At 43.9% G+C, this 18,633-nt stretch carries 17 protein-coding genes and 1 pseudogene; 5 read left to right on the top strand and 13 right to left on the bottom strand.

Translation table 11 applies throughout. The features are described from left to right. Positions 1–190 precede the first annotated feature (190 nt). On the top strand, positions 191–634 hold the full coding sequence (locus E2K52_RS06160) for a GNAT family N-acetyltransferase (RefSeq protein ID WP_151204283.1): 444 nt from the start codon (positions 191–193) through the stop codon (positions 632–634). Between the two features lie 11 nt (positions 635–645). Here the strand turns inward: E2K52_RS06160 and E2K52_RS06155 are convergent, their stop codons facing one another. From E2K52_RS06155 to E2K52_RS06135, 5 genes are all read right to left on the bottom strand, one after another. Continuing rightward, the gene (locus E2K52_RS06155; protein ID WP_151204282.1) at positions 646–2,478 is read right to left on the bottom strand and encodes a diguanylate cyclase; all 1,833 of its coding nucleotides are present in this window, start codon (positions 2,476–2,478) and stop codon (positions 646–648) included. 161 nt (positions 2,479–2,639) lie between these two features. Continuing rightward, positions 2,640–2,981, bottom strand: coding sequence for an FKBP-type peptidyl-prolyl cis-trans isomerase (locus tag E2K52_RS06150; protein ID WP_151204272.1), 342 nt, complete (start codon positions 2,979–2,981; stop codon positions 2,640–2,642). An 82-nt stretch (positions 2,982–3,063) separates the two neighbouring features. Beyond that, positions 3,064–3,687: an MgtC/SapB family protein gene (locus E2K52_RS06145; RefSeq protein WP_151204271.1), complete on the bottom strand. Its 624-nt coding sequence runs from the start codon at positions 3,685–3,687 to the stop codon at positions 3,064–3,066. Positions 3,688–3,774: 87 nt separating this feature from the next. Then, positions 3,775–4,305 (bottom strand): YaeQ family protein, encoded by a 531-nt coding sequence (locus tag E2K52_RS06140; protein WP_151204270.1) that lies wholly within the window; start codon positions 4,303–4,305, stop codon positions 3,775–3,777. A gap of 83 nt (positions 4,306–4,388) precedes the next feature. After that, positions 4,389–5,408: a CobW family GTP-binding protein gene (locus E2K52_RS06135; RefSeq protein ID WP_151204269.1), complete on the bottom strand. Its 1,020-nt coding sequence runs from the start codon at positions 5,406–5,408 to the stop codon at positions 4,389–4,391. 388 nt (positions 5,409–5,796) lie between these two features. Here E2K52_RS06135 and E2K52_RS06130 point away from each other — a divergent pair, with 388 nt between their 5' ends. Together E2K52_RS06130 and E2K52_RS06125 are read left to right on the top strand one after the other, a co-directional pair. After that, positions 5,797–6,009 carry a hypothetical protein gene (locus E2K52_RS06130; RefSeq protein ID WP_151204268.1) on the top strand — a complete coding sequence of 71 codons (213 nt, stop codon included), beginning with the start codon at positions 5,797–5,799 and terminating at the stop codon, positions 6,007–6,009. Positions 6,010–6,353: 344 nt separating this feature from the next. Beyond that, entirely contained in the window at positions 6,354–7,961 is a 1,608-nt protein-coding gene (locus E2K52_RS06125) for a bifunctional 3-(3-hydroxy-phenyl)propionate/3-hydroxycinnamic acid hydroxylase (RefSeq protein ID WP_151204267.1), read from the top strand. A gap of 808 nt (positions 7,962–8,769) precedes the next feature. On the opposite strand, the gene E2K52_RS06120 is transcribed toward E2K52_RS06125, so the two are convergent. From E2K52_RS06120 to E2K52_RS06095, 6 genes are all read right to left on the bottom strand, one after another. Next, the gene (locus E2K52_RS06120; RefSeq protein WP_151204266.1) at positions 8,770–9,663 is read right to left on the bottom strand and encodes a LysR substrate-binding domain-containing protein; all 894 of its coding nucleotides are present in this window, start codon (positions 9,661–9,663) and stop codon (positions 8,770–8,772) included. 15 nt (positions 9,664–9,678) lie between these two features. After that, the gene (locus tag E2K52_RS06115) at positions 9,679–10,869 is read right to left on the bottom strand and encodes an MFS transporter (protein ID WP_151204265.1); all 1,191 of its coding nucleotides are present in this window, start codon (positions 10,867–10,869) and stop codon (positions 9,679–9,681) included. 26 nt (positions 10,870–10,895) lie between these two features. Continuing rightward, on the bottom strand, positions 10,896–11,468 hold the full coding sequence (locus E2K52_RS06110; protein ID WP_151204264.1) for a TetR/AcrR family transcriptional regulator: 573 nt from the start codon (positions 11,466–11,468) through the stop codon (positions 10,896–10,898). 120 nt (positions 11,469–11,588) lie between these two features. Beyond that, entirely contained in the window at positions 11,589–12,110 is a 522-nt protein-coding gene (locus tag E2K52_RS06105) for an acyl-CoA thioesterase (protein WP_151204263.1), read from the bottom strand. A 285-nt stretch (positions 12,111–12,395) separates the two neighbouring features. Next, positions 12,396–12,578: a hypothetical protein gene (locus E2K52_RS06100; RefSeq protein ID WP_151204262.1), complete on the bottom strand. Its 183-nt coding sequence runs from the start codon at positions 12,576–12,578 to the stop codon at positions 12,396–12,398. Positions 12,579–12,912: 334 nt separating this feature from the next. Next, a complete protein-coding gene (locus E2K52_RS06095) occupies positions 12,913–13,902 on the bottom strand; it encodes a patatin-like phospholipase family protein (RefSeq protein ID WP_151204261.1) in 990 nt (329 codons plus the stop codon). Positions 13,903–14,024: 122 nt separating this feature from the next. Here E2K52_RS06095 and chrA point away from each other — a divergent pair, with 122 nt between their 5' ends. Then, positions 14,025–15,233, top strand: a complete 1,209-nt coding sequence (gene chrA / locus E2K52_RS06090; protein WP_151204260.1) for a chromate efflux transporter — start codon at positions 14,025–14,027, stop codon at positions 15,231–15,233. 223 nt (positions 15,234–15,456) lie between these two features. Here the strand turns inward: chrA and gltS are convergent, their stop codons facing one another. After that, positions 15,457–16,695, bottom strand: coding sequence for a sodium/glutamate symporter (gene gltS, locus E2K52_RS06085; RefSeq protein ID WP_151204259.1), 1,239 nt, complete (start codon positions 16,693–16,695; stop codon positions 15,457–15,459). 886 nt (positions 16,696–17,581) lie between these two features. Here gltS and E2K52_RS06080 point away from each other — a divergent pair. Then, the gene (locus E2K52_RS06080; protein WP_151204258.1) at positions 17,582–18,289 is read left to right on the top strand and encodes a nitroreductase; all 708 of its coding nucleotides are present in this window, start codon (positions 17,582–17,584) and stop codon (positions 18,287–18,289) included. Positions 18,290–18,382: 93 nt separating this feature from the next. Here the strand turns inward: E2K52_RS06080 and E2K52_RS15380 are convergent. Next, positions 18,383–18,633, bottom strand: a pseudogene (locus E2K52_RS15380) (hypothetical protein); the annotation flags it as partial.

Below are 18,633 nucleotides of genomic sequence, written 5' to 3'. Positions count from 1 at the left end.
TCTAATTTAAACTGTTCAGACTTTAGGCAAAAGATAAATAAATGAGACAAATTATCAACAAAAAACGGCTTTTGCACGGCATTGTTTAGCAAATTTATCCCAAAATGACACAATCACGCTCTTGGTTTTCCAATTGGCTTTGCCGTCAAATGGAACCTCCCTATAAATGGTCGAGTAAATGAATAAAATTATGATTCGTGAAGGGAAGGTTCAGGATATACCGCAAATCATTCAGGTCATTCATGACAGTATTCAATCTTGTGTGCTGGATCATCAACGCGAAGACAGTGTGATCCAGACCTGGCTGGAAAAATTTAACCAGGCCTATCTGATCGTTGAAATGCTGTATAACGATTGCTGGGTCTATATTTTACATGACCGGGTTGTGGGTTTTTTAATGGTGAGTGACCGCGGTGAAATTCTGATGCACTATGTCAGTGCTGACTGCCAGCGCATGGGTTTTGGTACTCAGTTGATCCAGCAGATGTCTGTCTCTTTAGCCAGAAAAAAGATTCATCAGCTTGAAATACAGTCGACCCAGACTGCTTTAGCCTATTATCAAAAACATGGCTTTCTGACACGTACCAGCCCAGATGCTGAAGACCCTTATCGTTTATATAAATATACCTTCTAACTATTTTATTTTTATTCTGCCTTTTTTAACTGGTCACGCCCCGCCTGCTTTGCGGCATACAGTTGGACATCCGCAGCTTTCATCAATTCATGAATATCGGTATAACGCTGCTGATCATCCATCCAGGCCACGCCTATACTCACCGTCACATAAGTCTTATGATCGCCCCGGTTCAAATGCTCAAACTGCTGTTCACGAACCTTCCGCAGTACATTTTCCAGATAATCTGAGGCGACCTGAATTGTCACATTTTTCAGCAGAATCGCAAATTCCTCTCCTCCATAACGTGCTAGATAGGCAGATTCGGGTAATTCCTTCTGAATCACTTTCACCAGACTCTGTAAAATTTCATCCCCTTTCAAGTGTCCATAATAATCGTTATAGTTCTTAAAATAATCGACATCCAGCATGCTAAAAATCAGGCTTTGCTGTGAATCTTGTTGCAGATGAGAAAAGTGCTTTTGTATTTCTTCATTCAAAGCTCGCCGGTTAAAGGCTCCTGTCAGCGCATCTATATTCATCTGGTCTTCCAGCCTGGTATTCAGCTCATATAACTGTCGGGTACGCTCTTTCACTTTCTGGTCCAGCGAGCTGTTTAGCTCCTTTAAACGTATATTTAGCTGCTCGGTTTGATAAGTGTGATGGGCATAGTTTCTGGACTGTTGAAACATGGTCAACAAGGCATACAGACTGGTTGAAATAAACAGTAAATTTGTAGTTTCAATAACATTGATCAGTAATAGATAATCATTCAAAAAGGTCAGGCACAAAAAAACCACTGCATATAAGGTGAGACGTGAATAAGGCAGCTTTTGCCGTAAGGTCTGATAAAAGCCATAGATGAAATTACCCCCAATCACCCAACAGAAAATAGCGCTATACAGTGCCACACGTTCAAATATTTCCGGTTGAGTAAACAAGGTCACCGCACAGTTTAACAGCAGAAAAGCCACTGCTACATAATAGACATAGCGATGCAGATAACGCTGATTAAACAGGTACATATAGCTGAGGAAAAACAGAATCGCCAAGAAGGTGAATAAATATTGCAGACGCATCCCCCAAAGCCAGTCAATGTTGGTAAAGACCGAATAGGCATAAGGGGCATTAAACAGGTTATGCAAAGCCAGAAAAACAATAAATAGGCCAAAAGTAAAAATACTTCTACTATTACGTTCCTTGGAACCACGAAAGACTGAAAATAAAATTGTAAAGCAACCGATTCCCAACACCATGCCACTGACCATGCTGATACTCATCATAATCTGCTGGTACTGCCGGTTAATGGTGCTTGCTGTTCCAATCCGCAGCGGACGTTCGAGTCCTCCATGCCAAGTACTGTAGTTGGAGACTTGAATACTCAGGGTAACATACTGGCTTTCTGGTACAAAATAACCGATCTGGGGCTCTCTTTTGGTGACTTGACCTGCCGCAGTGGTGCTGACTTTACCTAAACGCAGAATAAAATCACCATTCATATAGACCCGATAGGCGCCATATTGTGCCGGAATATGGATCGCTATTCTTCGTCCGATAAATTCTTTAGGAATTTTAAAATGGCCAATAAAAGTGCCATATCCCATATTTGATCCGGTCAGATTTTTAAAGGACGCCGGGAGCTGACAAACTTGTGGCCGGACCACCGGACTAGGTGCAGTAATAAACTGCCCCTGATAAAACAGCCAGTCCGTATCCAAAGACGTACTGGTGTTCTCAGTAAAGTTAATTTCCGCAATATCATGTTCGGGAGGCGATGCAAAAGCAGATAAGGCTTGAGCTTGGGCTATCACCGATACAGTCAGTATGAGCCAAGCCACCACTACCTTATAGATATGCCTTATCATATTTTGCAAAAGCGCAATATTCCTGAAAAACCGGTTATTTTTCAATCTTACTTAGAATCAGAACAAGTACAATTTTTTTTTGTAGTGAATACGACGAAGCCTACCTAAGCCATGACTTCGTCTTTTTTATAGAGTTAAAAAACAGGATATCGGCAGCCCGATTATTCATCACGGGTTTTTACGTCATACAGTTCAATTTCAAAAATCAGATTCGAGTTGGCTGGAATGATTTTTCCCATTTTACGTTCGCCATATGCCAGATGTGCCGGAACCCGCAATTTACGTTTGCCACCCACTTTCATTCCTAGGATGCCTTGGTCCCAGCCCTTAATCACCCGGCCCGTACCAATCACGGTTTCAAAGTAATTTCCGCGATCCAGTGATGAGTCAAATTTGGTTCCATCTTCGAGCCAGCCGGTATAGTGCGTGGTAATTAAGGCACCTTTGACCGCTTCTTTTCCCTCACCTACTTTTAAATCAATAATTTCAAGTTCGTTGATCATCGTCATTCATCCAAAACTGGTATTCAATTCAGGCAGTATAAACCGGATTTACTCAAATTCCTTGCGCTTTCATGGCAAGGGCCTAAAAGCTGAGCTGCTGAATTTCCTCATCCTGCAGCAAGCACTGGGTTAATTTTTGATGGTTTTTGGCCGATCCCATTAAGACCCAATGCCCAGTAATCTGTCCTTCCATTTTTTGATGATGAGAATAGATCACTTTTAGATGATGGTCTTTAAACAGTTGTTCATAATGGTCGATTTTATGCTGTTCAAAACAGCAGACCATTTCATAGCTGCGCTCCTGATTCAGCAATTCAATCCCGCGCTGGACATACAGCAGCAATACCAGCACCAGCATGACTATGATCGTGGTCCAGATACTTAATAAGGCATAACCTGCACCGACCACCATGCCCAGCGCAGCCGTCATCCAGATGGTGGTTGCGGTAGTAATGCCAGAAATCCGGTTCTCATCTTTCAATATAACCCCGGCACCCAGAAACCCCAGACCCGTCAAAACATTAGCTGCCAGCCGGTCAGGATTTTCCACACCAATTTTCAGGGAAATAATGGTAAACAGGCAGGAGCTCAGGCTGACCATGATCATGGTGCGCAGCCCGGCGGATTTACTGTGATATTCCCGCTCTGCGCCAATAATTGCACCGAGCGCAACTGCTAGCAGCAGCTCATACAACTCATGAGGCATGTCTCGACTCTGGAACTGACCCGACCTCCCAGATATACGAAATTTTGCGACCAGGATGTAAGTGGAGACTTGCATCCATCCTGACGCTTATTGTAACTGTTCCCACTCAATGACCGCCTGTGCCTGATCACCAATCAAGGTCCATTCTCCATCCATGACATTGAGCTGCAATTGCATGGTTCTGGCACATAATTGCTGTATCGCGTCTGTACTTAGAGGAGATAGCTTCCAGACTTCAAGATTGGACAGGGTTTTCAGTTTTGGGTTGCGCTTATACCATTCATCGACCGCTGTACCATAAGACACAATCGCCACCTGCTTGCAGCGGGCACTGGCTTTTTTCACCTTGTCTTCATCCGGACAGCCGACCTCAATCCATTTCAATAATTGACCGGTCAGGTCTTTTTCCCACAGGGCGGGTTCATCTGTTTCAAACAGGTCTTTGGTAAATTCCAGCCCTTCCTCGGCATAACGTGCAAAAGCCAAAATTCGCACCATTAAACGCTCAATCGTTTCTGAAGGATGCTGCGCCATCGTCAACTGATAATCCGCATAGTGGTGCTGATCCATGTCGGCAATATTCAGGTCTGCCTTATAAATTGTTGCTTTTAACGCCATAATATTATCCTCAAATTTGGCGCCTAGCATATAAGATTTATTCTGGCTTTGCTGCACAGATTCGGGCCTGAAGCGGACTTTTATCAGGCTTCTTCCTTTTCTGGATCGATACGACATTGCAATAAGGCAGTTTCAAATCCCAGCCAGTCCCGATCCTGCTGATAAATAATTTCAACCCGATTATCAATGCCTTCTTCAGCCGACTGATAATTAAACTGCTCCGGGTTGAAGTTAAAGCTTTTCCAGCCTTGCTGGGTATTAAAAATCCCTTTAATTCTGAGCCAGTCCTGCTGCTCACACAGCAGATCAAGCAATTCATAAAAATCGAACTGCCAGCGTTTTGGAAATTTCCAGCCGGCCACCTGATAGCCTTGGGCACGCTCGACATAATGATAAGGCAACTGCCGGATAACTACAGGTGCCTCATCAGTTTGGGACAGCCGTGGACGCAGCTTTAATAAAGGTTGCAGCTGGCGTGGGCTGCCCTGATAGTCCTGCTGGATTTCAGTGATGTCCAGCTGGCCTTGTTCCGCCATCAGCCAGCGCTGGGTATAAGGCTGATATTCGGCTTTTAAATGTTGCAGTGCCAGATGATCGGCCTCTGTCATCAAGTCTGGATGGGAAATCACGATAAGCTGTGCCGCTTTTAACTGATCGGCATACAGATATTGCTGGGTCCAGGCCTGATCATGCAAACGTGAGCCATCCACCACCGTAACCAGCACCTGCATTTTTAACTGACTGTGCCAGTACGGTTCTGTCAGTTGTTCTAACAGCTGTGCAGGATGACCTAAACCAGTCGGTTCAATAAACAGCCGGTCCGGTTTGGCTTCGGAAAGCAGACGCGATAAGGCGATCTGCATCGGTAACTGGCTGCTACAGCACAAACATCCACCGAGCAGCTCTTTGACGGCATAGCCTTCCTCCTGACTTAATAACTGCTGGTCTACCCCTATCTGACCAAATTCGTTCATCAGCACCGCCCAAACCTCCTGTTCAGGTTTCTGAGCCAGCAGCTGTTTTAACAGGGTGGTTTTGCCGGCTCCTAAAAAGCCGGAAATAATATGCACAGGAATAGCAGGTGAAGCAGCAAGAACTTTCAAAATCGACTCACAACAAATGAGATAGAAAACAGCAAACGCTGACCATTATAAAAGATGAATCTACTAAAAGGCTGATGGATAACCACAGGAATCCAAATACGGCTCTGTTTTTTGCTTACAGAGCTTTTTTGCTGCTTTTTATCCATCCGAATCACCCAATAACAAGTAACTCTGAAATATCTACACACATTTTTTGCTAAGCTTCTCCTATACAATTAACAAAAAACAAACAACTTTCTTGGATTTGTAAATGTTCAGTTCGTTCTGGTGTGCGGCTTTTGTTAATTCATTTGCCCGGCCTATTTTCGCTGCTTAGGATGAATTCCTGTCAGGCCGGTGTGATGATCACGCTGACATGTTAAAAATGAAATAACCAAGGATACTCAACATGAAATATGCACAACTTTTACTTGCAACCACTTTAACTGCAGCAGCAGCCACCAGCTTTGCAGCAACAGAAAAAGCAGCTGAACACACGACTGAAGAACAAAAAGTAATCGTCAGTACGCAGGAAATGCCGACTTCTGGTGCAACTACAGAACAGCCGGCTTCTGAAGCTGCTGCAGAAGGTCAATCTTCAGCAACGCCTGCTGCTCGTTAAGCTGATCTAAACCCTCGGAATGAGAAGCATAGCCAGCACAGTAGAACTCCAGTAGGCCTCGGTCTATACGGCTGGTTATGAAAGAATGCTGAACCACGCGAGAGCGGGTTTGGCATTTTTCTTATAGATTAAAGTTCATTTACCATAGTCATAATTGATCATAAAATTGCTGTCGGCTATTAAAGAACAACAAATTAACCATTTAGAATCAATAAATTATTCTGAACCATCCAACCCTTTCTTTATTTATTTAATACACATTACCTACTATGGCCTAGCTTGTCTGAATACCCGATTTATCCCTTAATGACCCATATTGATTGTGGATTGAATGGATATTCGCTATGGGCAAAACAAATTATACAACTGAAGTCGCGATTTTAGGTGCAGGCCCAGTAGGTTTGACACTTGCCAATTACCTGAGCAAACAAGGCATACAAGTGACGGTGGTCGAACAGTTGGATAGTTTGATTGATTATCCCCGTGCCATTGGGATTGATGATGAGTCGCTGCGTACGATTCAGTCTTTAGGTCTGGTCGATCAGGTGCTGCCACATACTACACCTAACCATGCGATGCGTTTTTTAACGCCTAAAGGTCGCTGTTTTGCCGATATTCAGCCCTTAACCCGTGAGTTTGGTTTCTCACGCCGTAATGCCTTTATTCAGCCTCAAGTCGACCATGTTCTGTTAGAGGGCTTAAAACAATATAAAAAAACTGAAGTGCTTTTCTCACGTCATTTGACTGACTTTAGCCAGAATGCCGACGGTGTAACACTAAATGTCCAGACCAAAGAAGGCGGTACAGAAACCATTCAGGCGCAATACCTGATTGCCTGTGACGGCGGTAATTCTTATGTACGCCGTACTCTGGGTGTGGCATTTGATGGTGAGACTGCACCCAACCAATGGATTGTAATTGATATTGAAAATGATCCGCTAGCGACCCCGCACATCTATTTATGCTGTGACCCGATGCGTCCTTATGTGTCTGCTGCCTTGCCACACGGTATTCGCCGTTTTGAATTTATGGTCATGCCGGGTGAGACCCAAGAAGAACTCAGCCAGCCTGAAAATATTGCCAAACTGTTATCTAAGGTTTTACCAACCACTGATGGTATCGAAGTGATCCGTCAGCGTGTCTACACCCACAATGCACGTATTGCTGATAAGTTCCGTGTAGACCGTATTTTGCTGGCAGGTGATGCTGCCCACATTATGCCGGTATGGCAAGGTCAGGGCTATAACAGCGGTATGCGTGATGCCTTTAACCTGGCCTGGAAAATGGCGCTAGTCATTCAGGGCAAAGCAGGTCCGGCACTGCTTGACTCTTACCAGATTGAACGTAAAGACCATGCAAAGGCCATGATTGATCTGTCGGTGATGGCGGGTCACGTACTGGCACCACCCAAAAAATGGCAAGGTTTTGTACGTGACGGGATTGCCTATGCACTGAACTATATCAAGCCCATCAAGCAATACTTGCTGGAAATGCGCTTCAAGCCAATGCCTAAATATCATGACGGCGCGCTGATTCCACACAACAGTAAAAACTCACCGGTAGGTAAAATGTTCATCCAGCCGCAGGTGCGTGTGGGATCAGGTGAAACCGTTCTGCTGGATGAAGTGATCGGGAATGACTTCGCCATCATCGCTTGGGGTGTAGATCCGAAATGGGGACTTTCAGCAGAAAACCTGCAAAAGTGGCAAAAGCTGGGCGTAAAATTTATTCAGGTGCTGCCTGCCATACAAATGGATAATCCGCAGCGTCAGCACTATGAACATGTCATCACCATTGGTGATATGGGTACAGATATTCGTGCTTGGTTCGGTCAGACGTCTGAATCTGTGGTGATCTTGCGTCCAGACCGTTTTGTGGCGGCACTTGCTATCCCACAAACCCTGAACAGCATCAGTCAGCAATTGTTCAACAAGCTTTCGATTCAAGTTTAAGTTCCTCGAGTAGAACTCACAGAAGACCATGCCTTGGCATGGTCTTTTCATTTCATAACCGTCAGTTTTCAATAGCCTTTTAAGACTCTCTCAATAGAGAGTTACACAAACTGCTGCCCTGCCTTAAATCACACGTACTCATCTTTGAAGGCAAGCTGATTAGAAGTAGCATTTTCAATATAAACCATGCCCAGCCTTATATTGCTTGATGTCTATCTGAACGTTTTAATTTCTCTTCAATAGCGCGGAGACTTAAAATCTGTTCAACCACCTGAATAGAAAGATGATTTTTTTAATTTTTAGATTGGCACCTGAAGTGCAACAGAGATTAAATTATTGGAAGCAAGAAATGGTTATTTTACCAAGCAGGTCCCTCAATTAGCGCGAAGAGCTCATGTTTCCAGTCCTAAAAGAATCCATGATAAAAGGCAGGCCAGGTGATTTCTCATCTTAAGCTTCAAAGCAGTCCTGAACAAATTGCTTCATCTAACAGGATAAAAATAAGGGCGGTACACTTTTTCACCTCCTAGGTTTGGGAAATCAGAGAAACAGAAAATACGGCTCTTCTAAAAAACCCGTGGCCAGCTGTGCAAGAATGAAAATACCAAAGGTTTAATCCGGCCATATATTCAAAGAGGCAGTGATTTAAAGATCTAGATGGATGACTATCTCTTAGAAATCACTCAAGGCTTGAATCATCACCCAAGAAAAAGACCCGGCTTTAAAAGTCCGAGTCAGGTATGGCAGCAACACGATATTGCATTTTCAAGGCTAATCTGCAATTTATGAAAGAGATCTGATTGAGAAATTAAAACAGATTCATATAAAACTGTTCATTCAGGATCTTTAGGATCAGTTCAATCAATTCATTTCTCTGGCCTTTACGGTAACTGGCATACAGGTCAATCATCGGTAAAGGTTCAATGGTATTTTTAACCACAATCTTGTCACCCAGTAGAGGAATCACATAAGCAGGCACCAGGCTCCAGCCCACTCCCATCCCCACCAGATTAACATTGAGCAAAATATTGGTGGATTGCTGGACCACATTCACATTAATTTTGGACTGTTGTAAAAAGTCGGTCACGATCTTGTACAGCTGGGGGGAAGCCCCTTCATCACTGATAATAAAATCCTGCTGGTTCAGACTTTTGATACTGACATGACGCTGTTCAGCTATCGGGGAACTTTTGGGCACAATCAGCGCCAAAGGCTCACTAAAGATCTGCACATGTTCCAGCTCTTCGGCATTCTCGATATAACGGGTAAAAGCAATATCAATTTCCCCTTTCTTTAAGGCCCTGAACTGCTGGGCATCTGTCAGACTATGAAAATTGATTTTCACTTCCGGAAAATGTGCCCGGATGGTTGGCATGATATAAGGGAAAACTTTCATTTCCGCCACAGGTACAAAGCCGATATTGAGCTGGTCCTTATTGGCATGGGCGATTTGTCTGGCCACCTGTATGGCACGCTCGGCATGTTCCAGACTCAATAGCGCCTCTTTTAAAAAGGCCTGCCCGGCTTCGGTCAACTCCACTTTACGGTTATTGCGTTTGAGTAACTGTACCTCGACTTCGCGTTCCAAATCTTTAATCTGCTGGCTCAAGGAGGGTTGTACGGTATTTAATTTTTCAGCGGCGCGGGTAAAGTTCAGTTCATTCGCCACTGTCACAAAATAGCGTAAATGTCTTAATTCCATCTGCTTGTCCCTCTCTTAGCTGCCCACAATTGCATGGTGTTTTTTGGCTACATATTGACGATAAACCCATAGGGTCAACATGATTAGAACTGCACAGAAGATATAGGTCTGTTCAAAGCCCCATTGTGCAATCAGCAGTCCCATCACGACCGAACCCACAGCCAGACCGAGATCAAACAGGGTAAAGAAAGTCGAAATCGCATGGCCCATGCGCTGTTTTTCAACCGACTGAATTGCCAGAGTTTGCAAGCATGGAAATAAAGACCCATAGCCGATGCCGATAAAGATTGCTGACAACCATAATATCCACTGATTAGAAACCAGACTGACGATGAGCAGACCAATTGCGAAAAAAACAAACGAAGGATAAATCACCGCGCTTGGACCTTTGCGGTCATAAATTTTGCCGACCCAGGGACGCACCAGCAGCATCGATACAGCAAACACAATAAAAAATATTCCGGCATAAGCCAAGAGCTGCTTAGACTCACTATAAGGCGTAATAAAGCTGGTGATACTGGAATAGGAAAATGCCGTAAGCAGCGCCACAAAGCTGACTGCCAGCACCCTTAACTCCAGAACATCATGCAGACTAAACCTGGATTTTTCCGCCTTTCGCGGTGTGGCTGGAGGAAGTTCCGTGATATTCAGCATCCAGCAGAAAATCAGCCCGACGGAAATAATCACCGCCAGCAGGCCAAAGAGCACCTGAAAGCTGGTCACTTGTATGATGCTCAGCGCCAGAAGCGGCCCAAAGACCACTCCCAGATTGGTGGACATCACAAAATAGCCCATCCCCTCACCTTTACAGTGCTCCGGTATAAATTCATTGGCTATCGGTACCGTCACGGTGGTCAGAATACTGAACCAGATTCCATGAAAAAACCGGACTGCCAGCAGGGAGCTCATACTGTCGACCAGCAGATAACTAAAGGCAAACAGGGCAAAGATCACTCCGGCAGCACGTAGAGAGACTTTTTTGCCCAGCTTTTCAATGATCAGCCCGGAAAACGGCCGGATCGCAATAGAAGATGCCAAAAACAGGGTTAAAGCCAAACCCGCTTCCTTCACCGTTCCGCCCAGATCTTTCATGATATAAATCGGCAAAATGGTCAATAAAGCAAAGTAATAAACAAACAGAAAAAAATTATTCAACAAGCAAAGAATGAATGAGCGATTCCATAACCGCTCAGGAGCAACTGACATAACACCTACTTTTAAAAGTCACACGCTCAAACAGAAACCAGCACTGGAGCTAATACAAGGTCGACCAGCTTCTGAATATAGACTTCATCCGGCAGCCGGTTAAAAAAGATAATCTGATAATGAATCGGGCCATACAGGCTATCCAGCATCAGATCAAAAGGATAATCTGCCCGGATCTCACCGCGCTGAATGGCCTGTTGCAGTAATTCATGGGTCTGCTGGCGACGCGGCAATAAATACTGCTGAAAAAACTCACTCGTCAATTCCCGATGATCCGCAATCACCACCAGCAAGGCCCGCCCCACTGGATGATTTAAGGCTTGGGCAAGCAGGCTTAACTGCTGGATCAAATTGGTTCTCAAGCTTTCTTCTGCATTCAGTTCAAATACCGAAGCGGTATGCTGCTTGAAGGTATCCAGCACCAGTTCCGATTTATGTTTCCACCAGCGATAAATGGTTGATTTTCCTACGCCTGCCCGGGCAGCAATATCTTCAACGGTCAGCTGGGAATAGTCACCTTCAGTCAAAGCCTGCTTGACTGCCTGTAAAATCTCGTCCTGACGGCGTGAGGATTTTTCTTCCACCTTTAAAAGCTCCATAATCGAAACGATACGTATCGTTTCATATTAAGGTAAAAATAAAGGCTCGACTAGAGCCTGTATTTGGTTTTCATCAAAAAGACCTTTCAAAAAAGTCTTTTTTCAGGGCAACTTCACTATTTAGCTATGGGCAGTTTTTTTATAAATGCTGCAGGATGGATGATGATTTTCCTGCAAGCGGGCCACTTTACGTTGCTCTGCAGCTTCAAAACGGCAGCGTTTCCAGTCATTATCGAGTTTCAGCGGTGGAATCTGTTTTGGTTTACCATTTTCATCGACTGCAACCATGGTGAAATAACAGCTATTGGTATGACGTACAGTACGTTTTTGAATATTCTGTGCTTCTACACGAATACCAATTTCCATAGAAGTACGGCCAACATGATTCACACTGGCCAAGAAAGTCACCAATTCACCGACATGAATCGGCTCTTTAAAATTCACTTTGTCTACAGATAGGGTCACGACATAACTGCCCGAATAGCGGCTGGCACAAGCATAAGCCACTTGGTCCAGTAGTTTCAGAATAGTGCCCCCATGAACATTTCCTGAAAAATTCGCCATATCTGGTGTCATCAGAACGGACATCGTTAACTCAGACTGGTCATCCGATACTGGGGCAATTTGATCTAAAAGGGTCATCGTTTTTTCTGAACTCTTTGAATGACAATGATATAGGTCATTATTATATCAATTTTAACATAAATAAAAGGTTCAATTCGGCAAATAAAACATCACAATTATTTATACAGAAAATTACTTTATATAGAAAAAAGTATATTTAATTATTTCTATCGCATTTTCAGCATGCAGAAAATAAGCTTAAATTAAATAAGAGTTTATTTAAGGCAAATAAACGATCTATATTTGAATATGCACTTTATCAGCAAATGCTCGACTTTAATCAGCAGCACTTTAATGCTTAAGCTATTTTTCTTCCTCGACCCGTTTGAGCATTTCTCGAGCAACCTTTTCATAATTGAGTATTTGCTGTCCATCAAGTGTGGTTTCAATATCAACCGAACCATCTGCATGCACAGCAGTTACGGTAAAAATATAAGATTCAAATTGTGCCAGTTTAACGTGTTGTCCAATTTCAATATGATTCATGAAGCTCTCAAATTTTTTAGTATTCATTAAAATACATTCTGGCATGCAGATTATGTTTTTGAAATATTTGCTTAACTTAAGTCTATAAACAAATATGTTAAAAGTTCAAATTAGCATCACTAGAGTTTTATAAAAAAATTATATTTTTATAATTCAATCTCTTGTATTTAATTATATTCTATATTTTGTGAATATATAAGCAATAAATAGCTGGGGGAGATAATCAGATCATAGACAAAAACGATAGCCCTGCTCAGTATCTGGAGGAGATCGAGTTCCAACAGCTTTCATCCCATATTCCAAAAGAGGAAAAATCGGCTGATTTTCCAAAACGTTATTGTGATTCATGGGTCAACAATTGGGGAATACGATGTCCGCGAATATAATTATGCTTTTGATAGACTTGGGCAATCTCGGTTAGCTTGTATTGGGTCGCCTCAATTCCGGCCTGCATCGTCATTTCCCGACCGCGTACATCGAAAATATGGCCTTTCTCACGCAAGTCCGGCTGAATGACGACATCGGCATATTGCAGCTCTTCATGGGCCAGACGCTGCTGCATAATATTAATATTCTGGTTAAACAGTCTCCAGACATTGCTGGTTTCGGTGTGTATAGGCTGTGCCAGTATATCCACGGCGATAACAATATCGGCGCCGAGTTCACGCGCAACCTTAACCGGTACCGGACTCACTAGCCCCCCATCCACATACTCCTGGCCCTGAATCAGCGTGGGAATAAACATGCTCGGAATGGATACGGATGCACGTACCGCCTGTCCAGTATTGCCGTAATTAAAGACCACCTTTTTGCCTTCTTTAAGTGCTGTTGCCACCACAAACATTGGAATTTTCATGTCCTGCAGCGGCATCTGGTCAACCTGCAGATTGACATAATCTTCGACCTTTTTACCATCAAAGAAGCCTTTCAGGTCCAAACGGATCTCCCGGACATCATTCGCTTTCATGTTAAGGGCAATATTGCGTAATTCAATTGCCGGCTTACCACTGGCATAGATGGATCCGACCAGACTGCCAGCACTGGTACCTACAATAAAGTCGGGACGGATGCCCGCCTGCTCCAGCACCTCAATCGCACCAATATGCGCATACCCACGCGCCCCGCCACTACCTAAGACCAGGGCAACAATCGGCCGCTGTTCGGTTTTTTTTATCTTCCAGAAATTAATAAGATTTGGACGTGACTGGGCTTCTACAATGACAGCAGACTGTAAATGATTGGTCAAAGATGTCATGGGCACAGTTTGGCAACCACCAAGCACCACGACACTTATAATGAGCAGACTCAATACATAATTCTGCATGTAGCGAAGACCTTCCTCACCCAAAACAGCATAGTGTATAAACACATGCGCAAATAATCTGTAGAATTTCGTAAAACTGTCATACAGTTGGCTTAGCTTATCTATATTTTTGCAGCAACTGTATGACTCGACCTTCGTTATACCAGATTTTCCTGATTTTCCTACAACTTGGCTGTTTTTCCTTTGGCGGACCTGCTGCCCATCTGGTATTTTTTCACCGTAAATTTGTCATGCAGTTAAAGTGGATAGACGACCCGCTATATGGTCAGCTGGTAGCGCTGGCCCATCTGCTTCCGGGTCCAAGTAGCAGTCAGGTCGGTCTTTCCATTGGTTACCTACAGCGAGGTTATGCCGGCGCATTGATGGCCTGGCTGGGATTCACCCTTCCTTCTGCGATGCTCATGACAGGCATTGCACTGCTAGGACAGCATTATTTTTATATCTTAGATGCAAATAGCTTTCACACCCTGCAACTGGTGGTTTTCGCTGTGATCGCCTGGGCGTTCTGGCAGATGTTGAACAGTCTCTGTAAAACGGCCTGGCAATATGCCGTGGTGCTGATCTCGACCCTTTTGCTTGTGGTGATCAGCGTCAGTTTTAACCAGCTTTTAGTAATTCTGCTGGGAGCCATCAGTGGCCTGCTCATGGCCAAGTCTGGGCCAGCGTCTGCTCAACAGCCAAATGCAGAGCATGCTCCAGCTATTGATTCAGCATTTGCCAGAAAGTCTGCTGCACCTTATTGGCTGCTTATCTTTATCGCGCCCTTTTTCCTGCTTCCGCTTATTGTCCACTTCACTGAATGGAAAAGTCTGCAATTTTTTGCAGATTTCTATCAGACCGGTTCCTTGGTCTTTGGGGGAGGCCATGTGGTTTTACCACTGCTCTATCAGGATTTTGTGGCCACACATCTAGTTTCCGGGCCGTCATTTGACTTGGGTTATGCCTTCGCCCAGCTGATGCCCGGTCCCCTGTTCAGCTTTGCCAGTTATGTGGGTGCCTTGCTTCCATGGACAGCCTTTCCCTGGCTCAATGCCCTTCTTGCCACTTGTGCGATTTTTCTACCCTCGTTTTTGCTGGTCTTTGCCGCTCTGCCTTACTGGTCCTGGCTGATGCAACAACGCTATATTCAGCGGGCAGTTAGTGGCATCAATGCAGCTGTGGTGGGTTTGTTATTGTATTTACTGCTCGATCTGTCGCAGCGTTCTTTCCGTTCTTGGTCGGATCTGCTATTTGTCCTCCTCATGATGTTATTGCTTCGTTCCAAATTGCCGGTCTGGGCGAGCCTGATCAGCGGTTTTATCATCTATCAGAGCTATCTCCACTATTTTTAAATCTCTTTTCCTATTTCCAGCCAGTAAAAAAGCCCCGAACCAGTCGGGGCTTTTGCTGCCAAGTTTTAACAGCTCTTTAAATTGACTTGATCTTGGTGTTTAGCAGAATAGCCATGCTGGAACAGTTCGCTCTGCGCCTTGATTAACAAAATTGCAATCAGGTACATACTGGCCATTATTTCCATCCACCGATCTGCATTACCAAAGTTTTGTATATAAAAAATTATATAAAGAACTTTAAAATCATCTGAATGACTGTTGCATTGATCAGGTCAACAAAGAATGCACCACATAACGGCACAATCAGGAACGCCTTATGCGATGGGCCATAGGTATTGGTGATCGCCTGCATGTTGGCTACCGCAGTCGGAGTCGCCCCCATGCCAAAACCACAGTGACCGGCTGCCAGTACCGCAGCATCATAGTTTTTACCCATCACACGGAAGGTAATGAAACCTGCATATAAGGCCATGGTTAAGGTCTGCGCCCCCAGAATCACCATCAATGGTCCTGCAAGATCTGCCAGTTGCCAGAGTTTTAAAGAAAGCAATGCCATCGCCAGATAAAGCGACAAGGATGCATTTCCAAAAACATCAATCGCCCGGTCAAAGACCTGAACTTTAAAAATACCCTCCAGCACATTACGCAAAATCACACCGCCTGCCAGCGCCCATACGAAAGTCGGCAGCTCAAATGCCGTCCCTCGGCTAAAACCGGTCATAAATTCTGCAAATGCCAGACAACCGGCAAACAGGCCTAGCGTTGTAATTGCGTTATCCGCGGTAATCAGACGTACCTGATGTGGATATTCAAATGGAATATATTCCGTAGAATTAATATCCATCGGGGTATTGTTGCGCTTTTCAATCTGCTGGTTGGTACGCTCAGTCGCCAGATTGTGACGGTTAATCAGAAGCCTAGCCAAAGGTCCGCCAATAATTCCGCCAATAATTAGGCCAAAAGTCGCACTGGCCATTCCCAGTGCAAGCGCACCCTGAATACCGTGCTGAACTTCCAGAATTTCACCCCATGCTCCTGCTGTACCATGTCCCCCGGTCAAGGTAATTGAACCCGCAATCAGACCAATCAGCGGATCGATGCCCAGTAAAGTCGCCAGACTGATCCCTACGACGTTTTGTATCACAATGAAGGTAGAAATCGCCATCAGGAAGATCACCAGCCCAATCCCGCCTTCACGTAGTTTGGAAAAGTTGGCGCTCAGACCGATTGAGGAGAAGAAAATTAGCATAAAACTGGTTTGCAATTGGGCACTTGTGGTAATGCTATAACCCCAGAATGTATGTACCAGCAATGAGAGAATCGCTGCAACCAGACCACCTGCAACAGGCTCAGGAATGTTGTAACGTTTTAAGAATTCGATTTTATTGACCAGGAAACGTCCGAGTAACAGCACGATAGCTGCCGCGATCAAGGTATAAAATGCGTTAAAAGTAAAATCCATAATTTTTGCCCAAGATGATCTGGAGTTTTTTGTCGTTCTAAAAGTCACTTTATGTTGCAGTCTGCTTGCAACCTATGATGACTACGCCAGAAATGCCTCGAAGTCATCTCTCACTTTTAGAATCACAAAACGCTTAATCATCCCTTTCAAACTTATGAATATCATCATGATGATTATATTCAATAAATGAGAGATTTATAAAAGCGAAAAAACAGCCTGTCTTTCAACTTCATGCCTGCTCAAAACGAGCAGTTAATTATATGAAAGCTGATGAATCACTGTCATTTACTACCCAAAAATATTTTACATTTTTCTGAGCGCTTTCAACCTAATTGGCTTAAAACAAGCCGTTTGGAATAACTTTATTTTAAGTAGATCTTAGCCATGTAAAGCTGAATTTCTTCAAAGCACATGTATTCAGATGAAAAGTCGCACATTATGCTGTTTCTTTGTATAAAGTTTTATTATTTTTTATTAGAAATAGTTAAATCACCTATAAAAAATTATTATAAGTTATTATTTCTTATATAAAATTTAGCATTTATTAATTCAAATAAACTCTTAATCTCTACATTAAAATTTGATCTTCTGGCTACTTTAGTCGTCTACCATCTGGAACTTTCCAGGAGCTTAAAGGCCTCAAGAGATGCCTGTTATCACGCTTTCAGCCGCTTATAAGAGCTTGCAGCAGTTTATCCTGCATATTATGAGCCTAATAGATCACTTAAAAAATCAGGAGATTTAGCTCTTGAAACAGGCATTTTAATTCCCCTCAGAATGAAAAAAAATTATAACAGCTCATCACGTTATTCACTTTGTACCCACCAAACTGTTTGTTTAGTTTATAGTCATTCAAAATCGTAAGGATATAAGATTGGATATCAAAATGGATCAAAACCTCGTTCGTGCAGTAGACCAAACCATTCGCTCACGTCATTCCGTGCGTGCTTTTTTAGATACTCCGGTCAGCACCGAGCTGCTCAAAGATATTTTAACCGTTGCGAGTCGTGCACCTTCAGGAACCAATATCCAGCCCTGGAAAGTGTATGTGCTGACAGGCAAAAAGCGGGATGAACTGGTACAACGGGTGTGTCAGGCGCAAATCGAATTACAGGCCAATCCTGCGCTAGCAGAACACTATGGCGAAACTTTTTCCTATTATCCGCAGCAATGGTTTTCGCCTTTTATAGAACGTCGTCGTGAAAATGGCTGGGGCTTATATGGCCTGCTCAACATTCAAAAAGGCGAAAAAGAGAAGATGGCTCGTCAACAGCTGCGAAATTATGAACTGTTTGATGCACCGGTAGGGCTCTTCTTTACTTTACATAAGGCGCTGGGCATCGGCTCTAAAATGGATGTTTCCATGATGATCCAAAATGTCATGATTGCCGCCAAAGCGCGTGGCCTAGATACCTGTCCACAGGCTGCCTGGAATCCTTTTAATCAGCTTGTGCTGGAAGTGGTCGGTGCAGGACAAGAGGAAGAACTGATTTGTGGCATGGCGCTGGGTTATGCCGACCCTGATCATATTATCAATAGCTATATCACCCCGCGTGTTCCGGTAGAAGAATTCGCAGTATTTTTAAATCACTGATTAAGAAGTTTTACTTTACTCAAAAAGCCAGGGACAAAGCCCTTGGCTTTTTTTATACTCCACCGCTTTGATGCTTTCTTTAGGCTCGATTGCTCAGGCTAATTTAAACTGCATCCGTATTGCAATACAGACCAGCAAGGTCATCACCAAAGCCATATTCAATAATGCATTCCAGAGTAAAAAGTTGAGCAAAACCCCACCCAACAAGCCGCAGGTAAATTGCATACTGCCGATAATGGCACTGGCGGTGCCCGCCGGCGGGAGATTGGAAGGGTGCCGTGTAGGGAAGGGGTGTGGAATAGGGTGCAGATGCCAGGCGTGGCGGTTCTTTGAAAAAACTAAGC

Origin of the sequence: Acinetobacter sp. RF14B (assembly GCF_006864105.1) — a bacterium.
Lineage (GTDB): Bacteria > Pseudomonadota > Gammaproteobacteria > Pseudomonadales > Moraxellaceae > Acinetobacter > Acinetobacter lwoffii_C.
The sequence above is the reverse complement of the archived record's forward strand: the minus strand, read 5'-3'. Positions and strand labels throughout refer to the sequence as shown.

Bases quoted from the DNA above. Each gene is read 5' to 3' on its own strand.
- E2K52_RS06160 (WP_151204283.1), top strand. From the start codon at position 191: ATGATTCGTGAAGGGAAGGTTCAGGATATACCGCAAATCATTCAGGTC.
- gltS (WP_151204259.1), bottom strand. From the start codon at position 16,695: ATGGATTTTACTTTTAACGCATTTTATACCTTGATCGCGGCAGCTATC.
- E2K52_RS06095 (WP_151204261.1), bottom strand. From the start codon at position 13,902: ATGCAGAATTATGTATTGAGTCTGCTCATTATAAGTGTCGTGGTGCTT.
- E2K52_RS06115 (WP_151204265.1), bottom strand. From the start codon at position 10,869: ATGTCAGTTGCTCCTGAGCGGTTATGGAATCGCTCATTCATTCTTTGC.
- E2K52_RS06150 (WP_151204272.1), bottom strand. From the start codon at position 2,981: ATGATCAACGAACTTGAAATTATTGATTTAAAAGTAGGTGAGGGAAAA.
- E2K52_RS06130 (WP_151204268.1), top strand. From the start codon at position 5,797: ATGAAATATGCACAACTTTTACTTGCAACCACTTTAACTGCAGCAGCA.
- E2K52_RS06080 (WP_151204258.1), top strand. From the start codon at position 17,582: ATGGATCAAAACCTCGTTCGTGCAGTAGACCAAACCATTCGCTCACGT.
- E2K52_RS06120 (WP_151204266.1), bottom strand. From the start codon at position 9,663: ATGGAATTAAGACATTTACGCTATTTTGTGACAGTGGCGAATGAACTG.
- E2K52_RS06100 (WP_151204262.1), bottom strand. From the start codon at position 12,578: ATGAATCATATTGAAATTGGACAACACGTTAAACTGGCACAATTTGAA.
- E2K52_RS06125 (WP_151204267.1), top strand. From the start codon at position 6,354: ATGGGCAAAACAAATTATACAACTGAAGTCGCGATTTTAGGTGCAGGC.
- E2K52_RS06105 (WP_151204263.1), bottom strand. From the start codon at position 12,110: ATGACCCTTTTAGATCAAATTGCCCCAGTATCGGATGACCAGTCTGAG.
- E2K52_RS06155 (WP_151204282.1), bottom strand. From the start codon at position 2,478: ATGATAAGGCATATCTATAAGGTAGTGGTGGCTTGGCTCATACTGACT.
- E2K52_RS06110 (WP_151204264.1), bottom strand. From the start codon at position 11,468: ATGGAGCTTTTAAAGGTGGAAGAAAAATCCTCACGCCGTCAGGACGAG.
- chrA (WP_151204260.1), top strand. From the start codon at position 14,025: ATGACTCGACCTTCGTTATACCAGATTTTCCTGATTTTCCTACAACTT.
- E2K52_RS06145 (WP_151204271.1), bottom strand. From the start codon at position 3,687: ATGCCTCATGAGTTGTATGAGCTGCTGCTAGCAGTTGCGCTCGGTGCA.
- E2K52_RS06140 (WP_151204270.1), bottom strand. From the start codon at position 4,305: ATGGCGTTAAAAGCAACAATTTATAAGGCAGACCTGAATATTGCCGAC.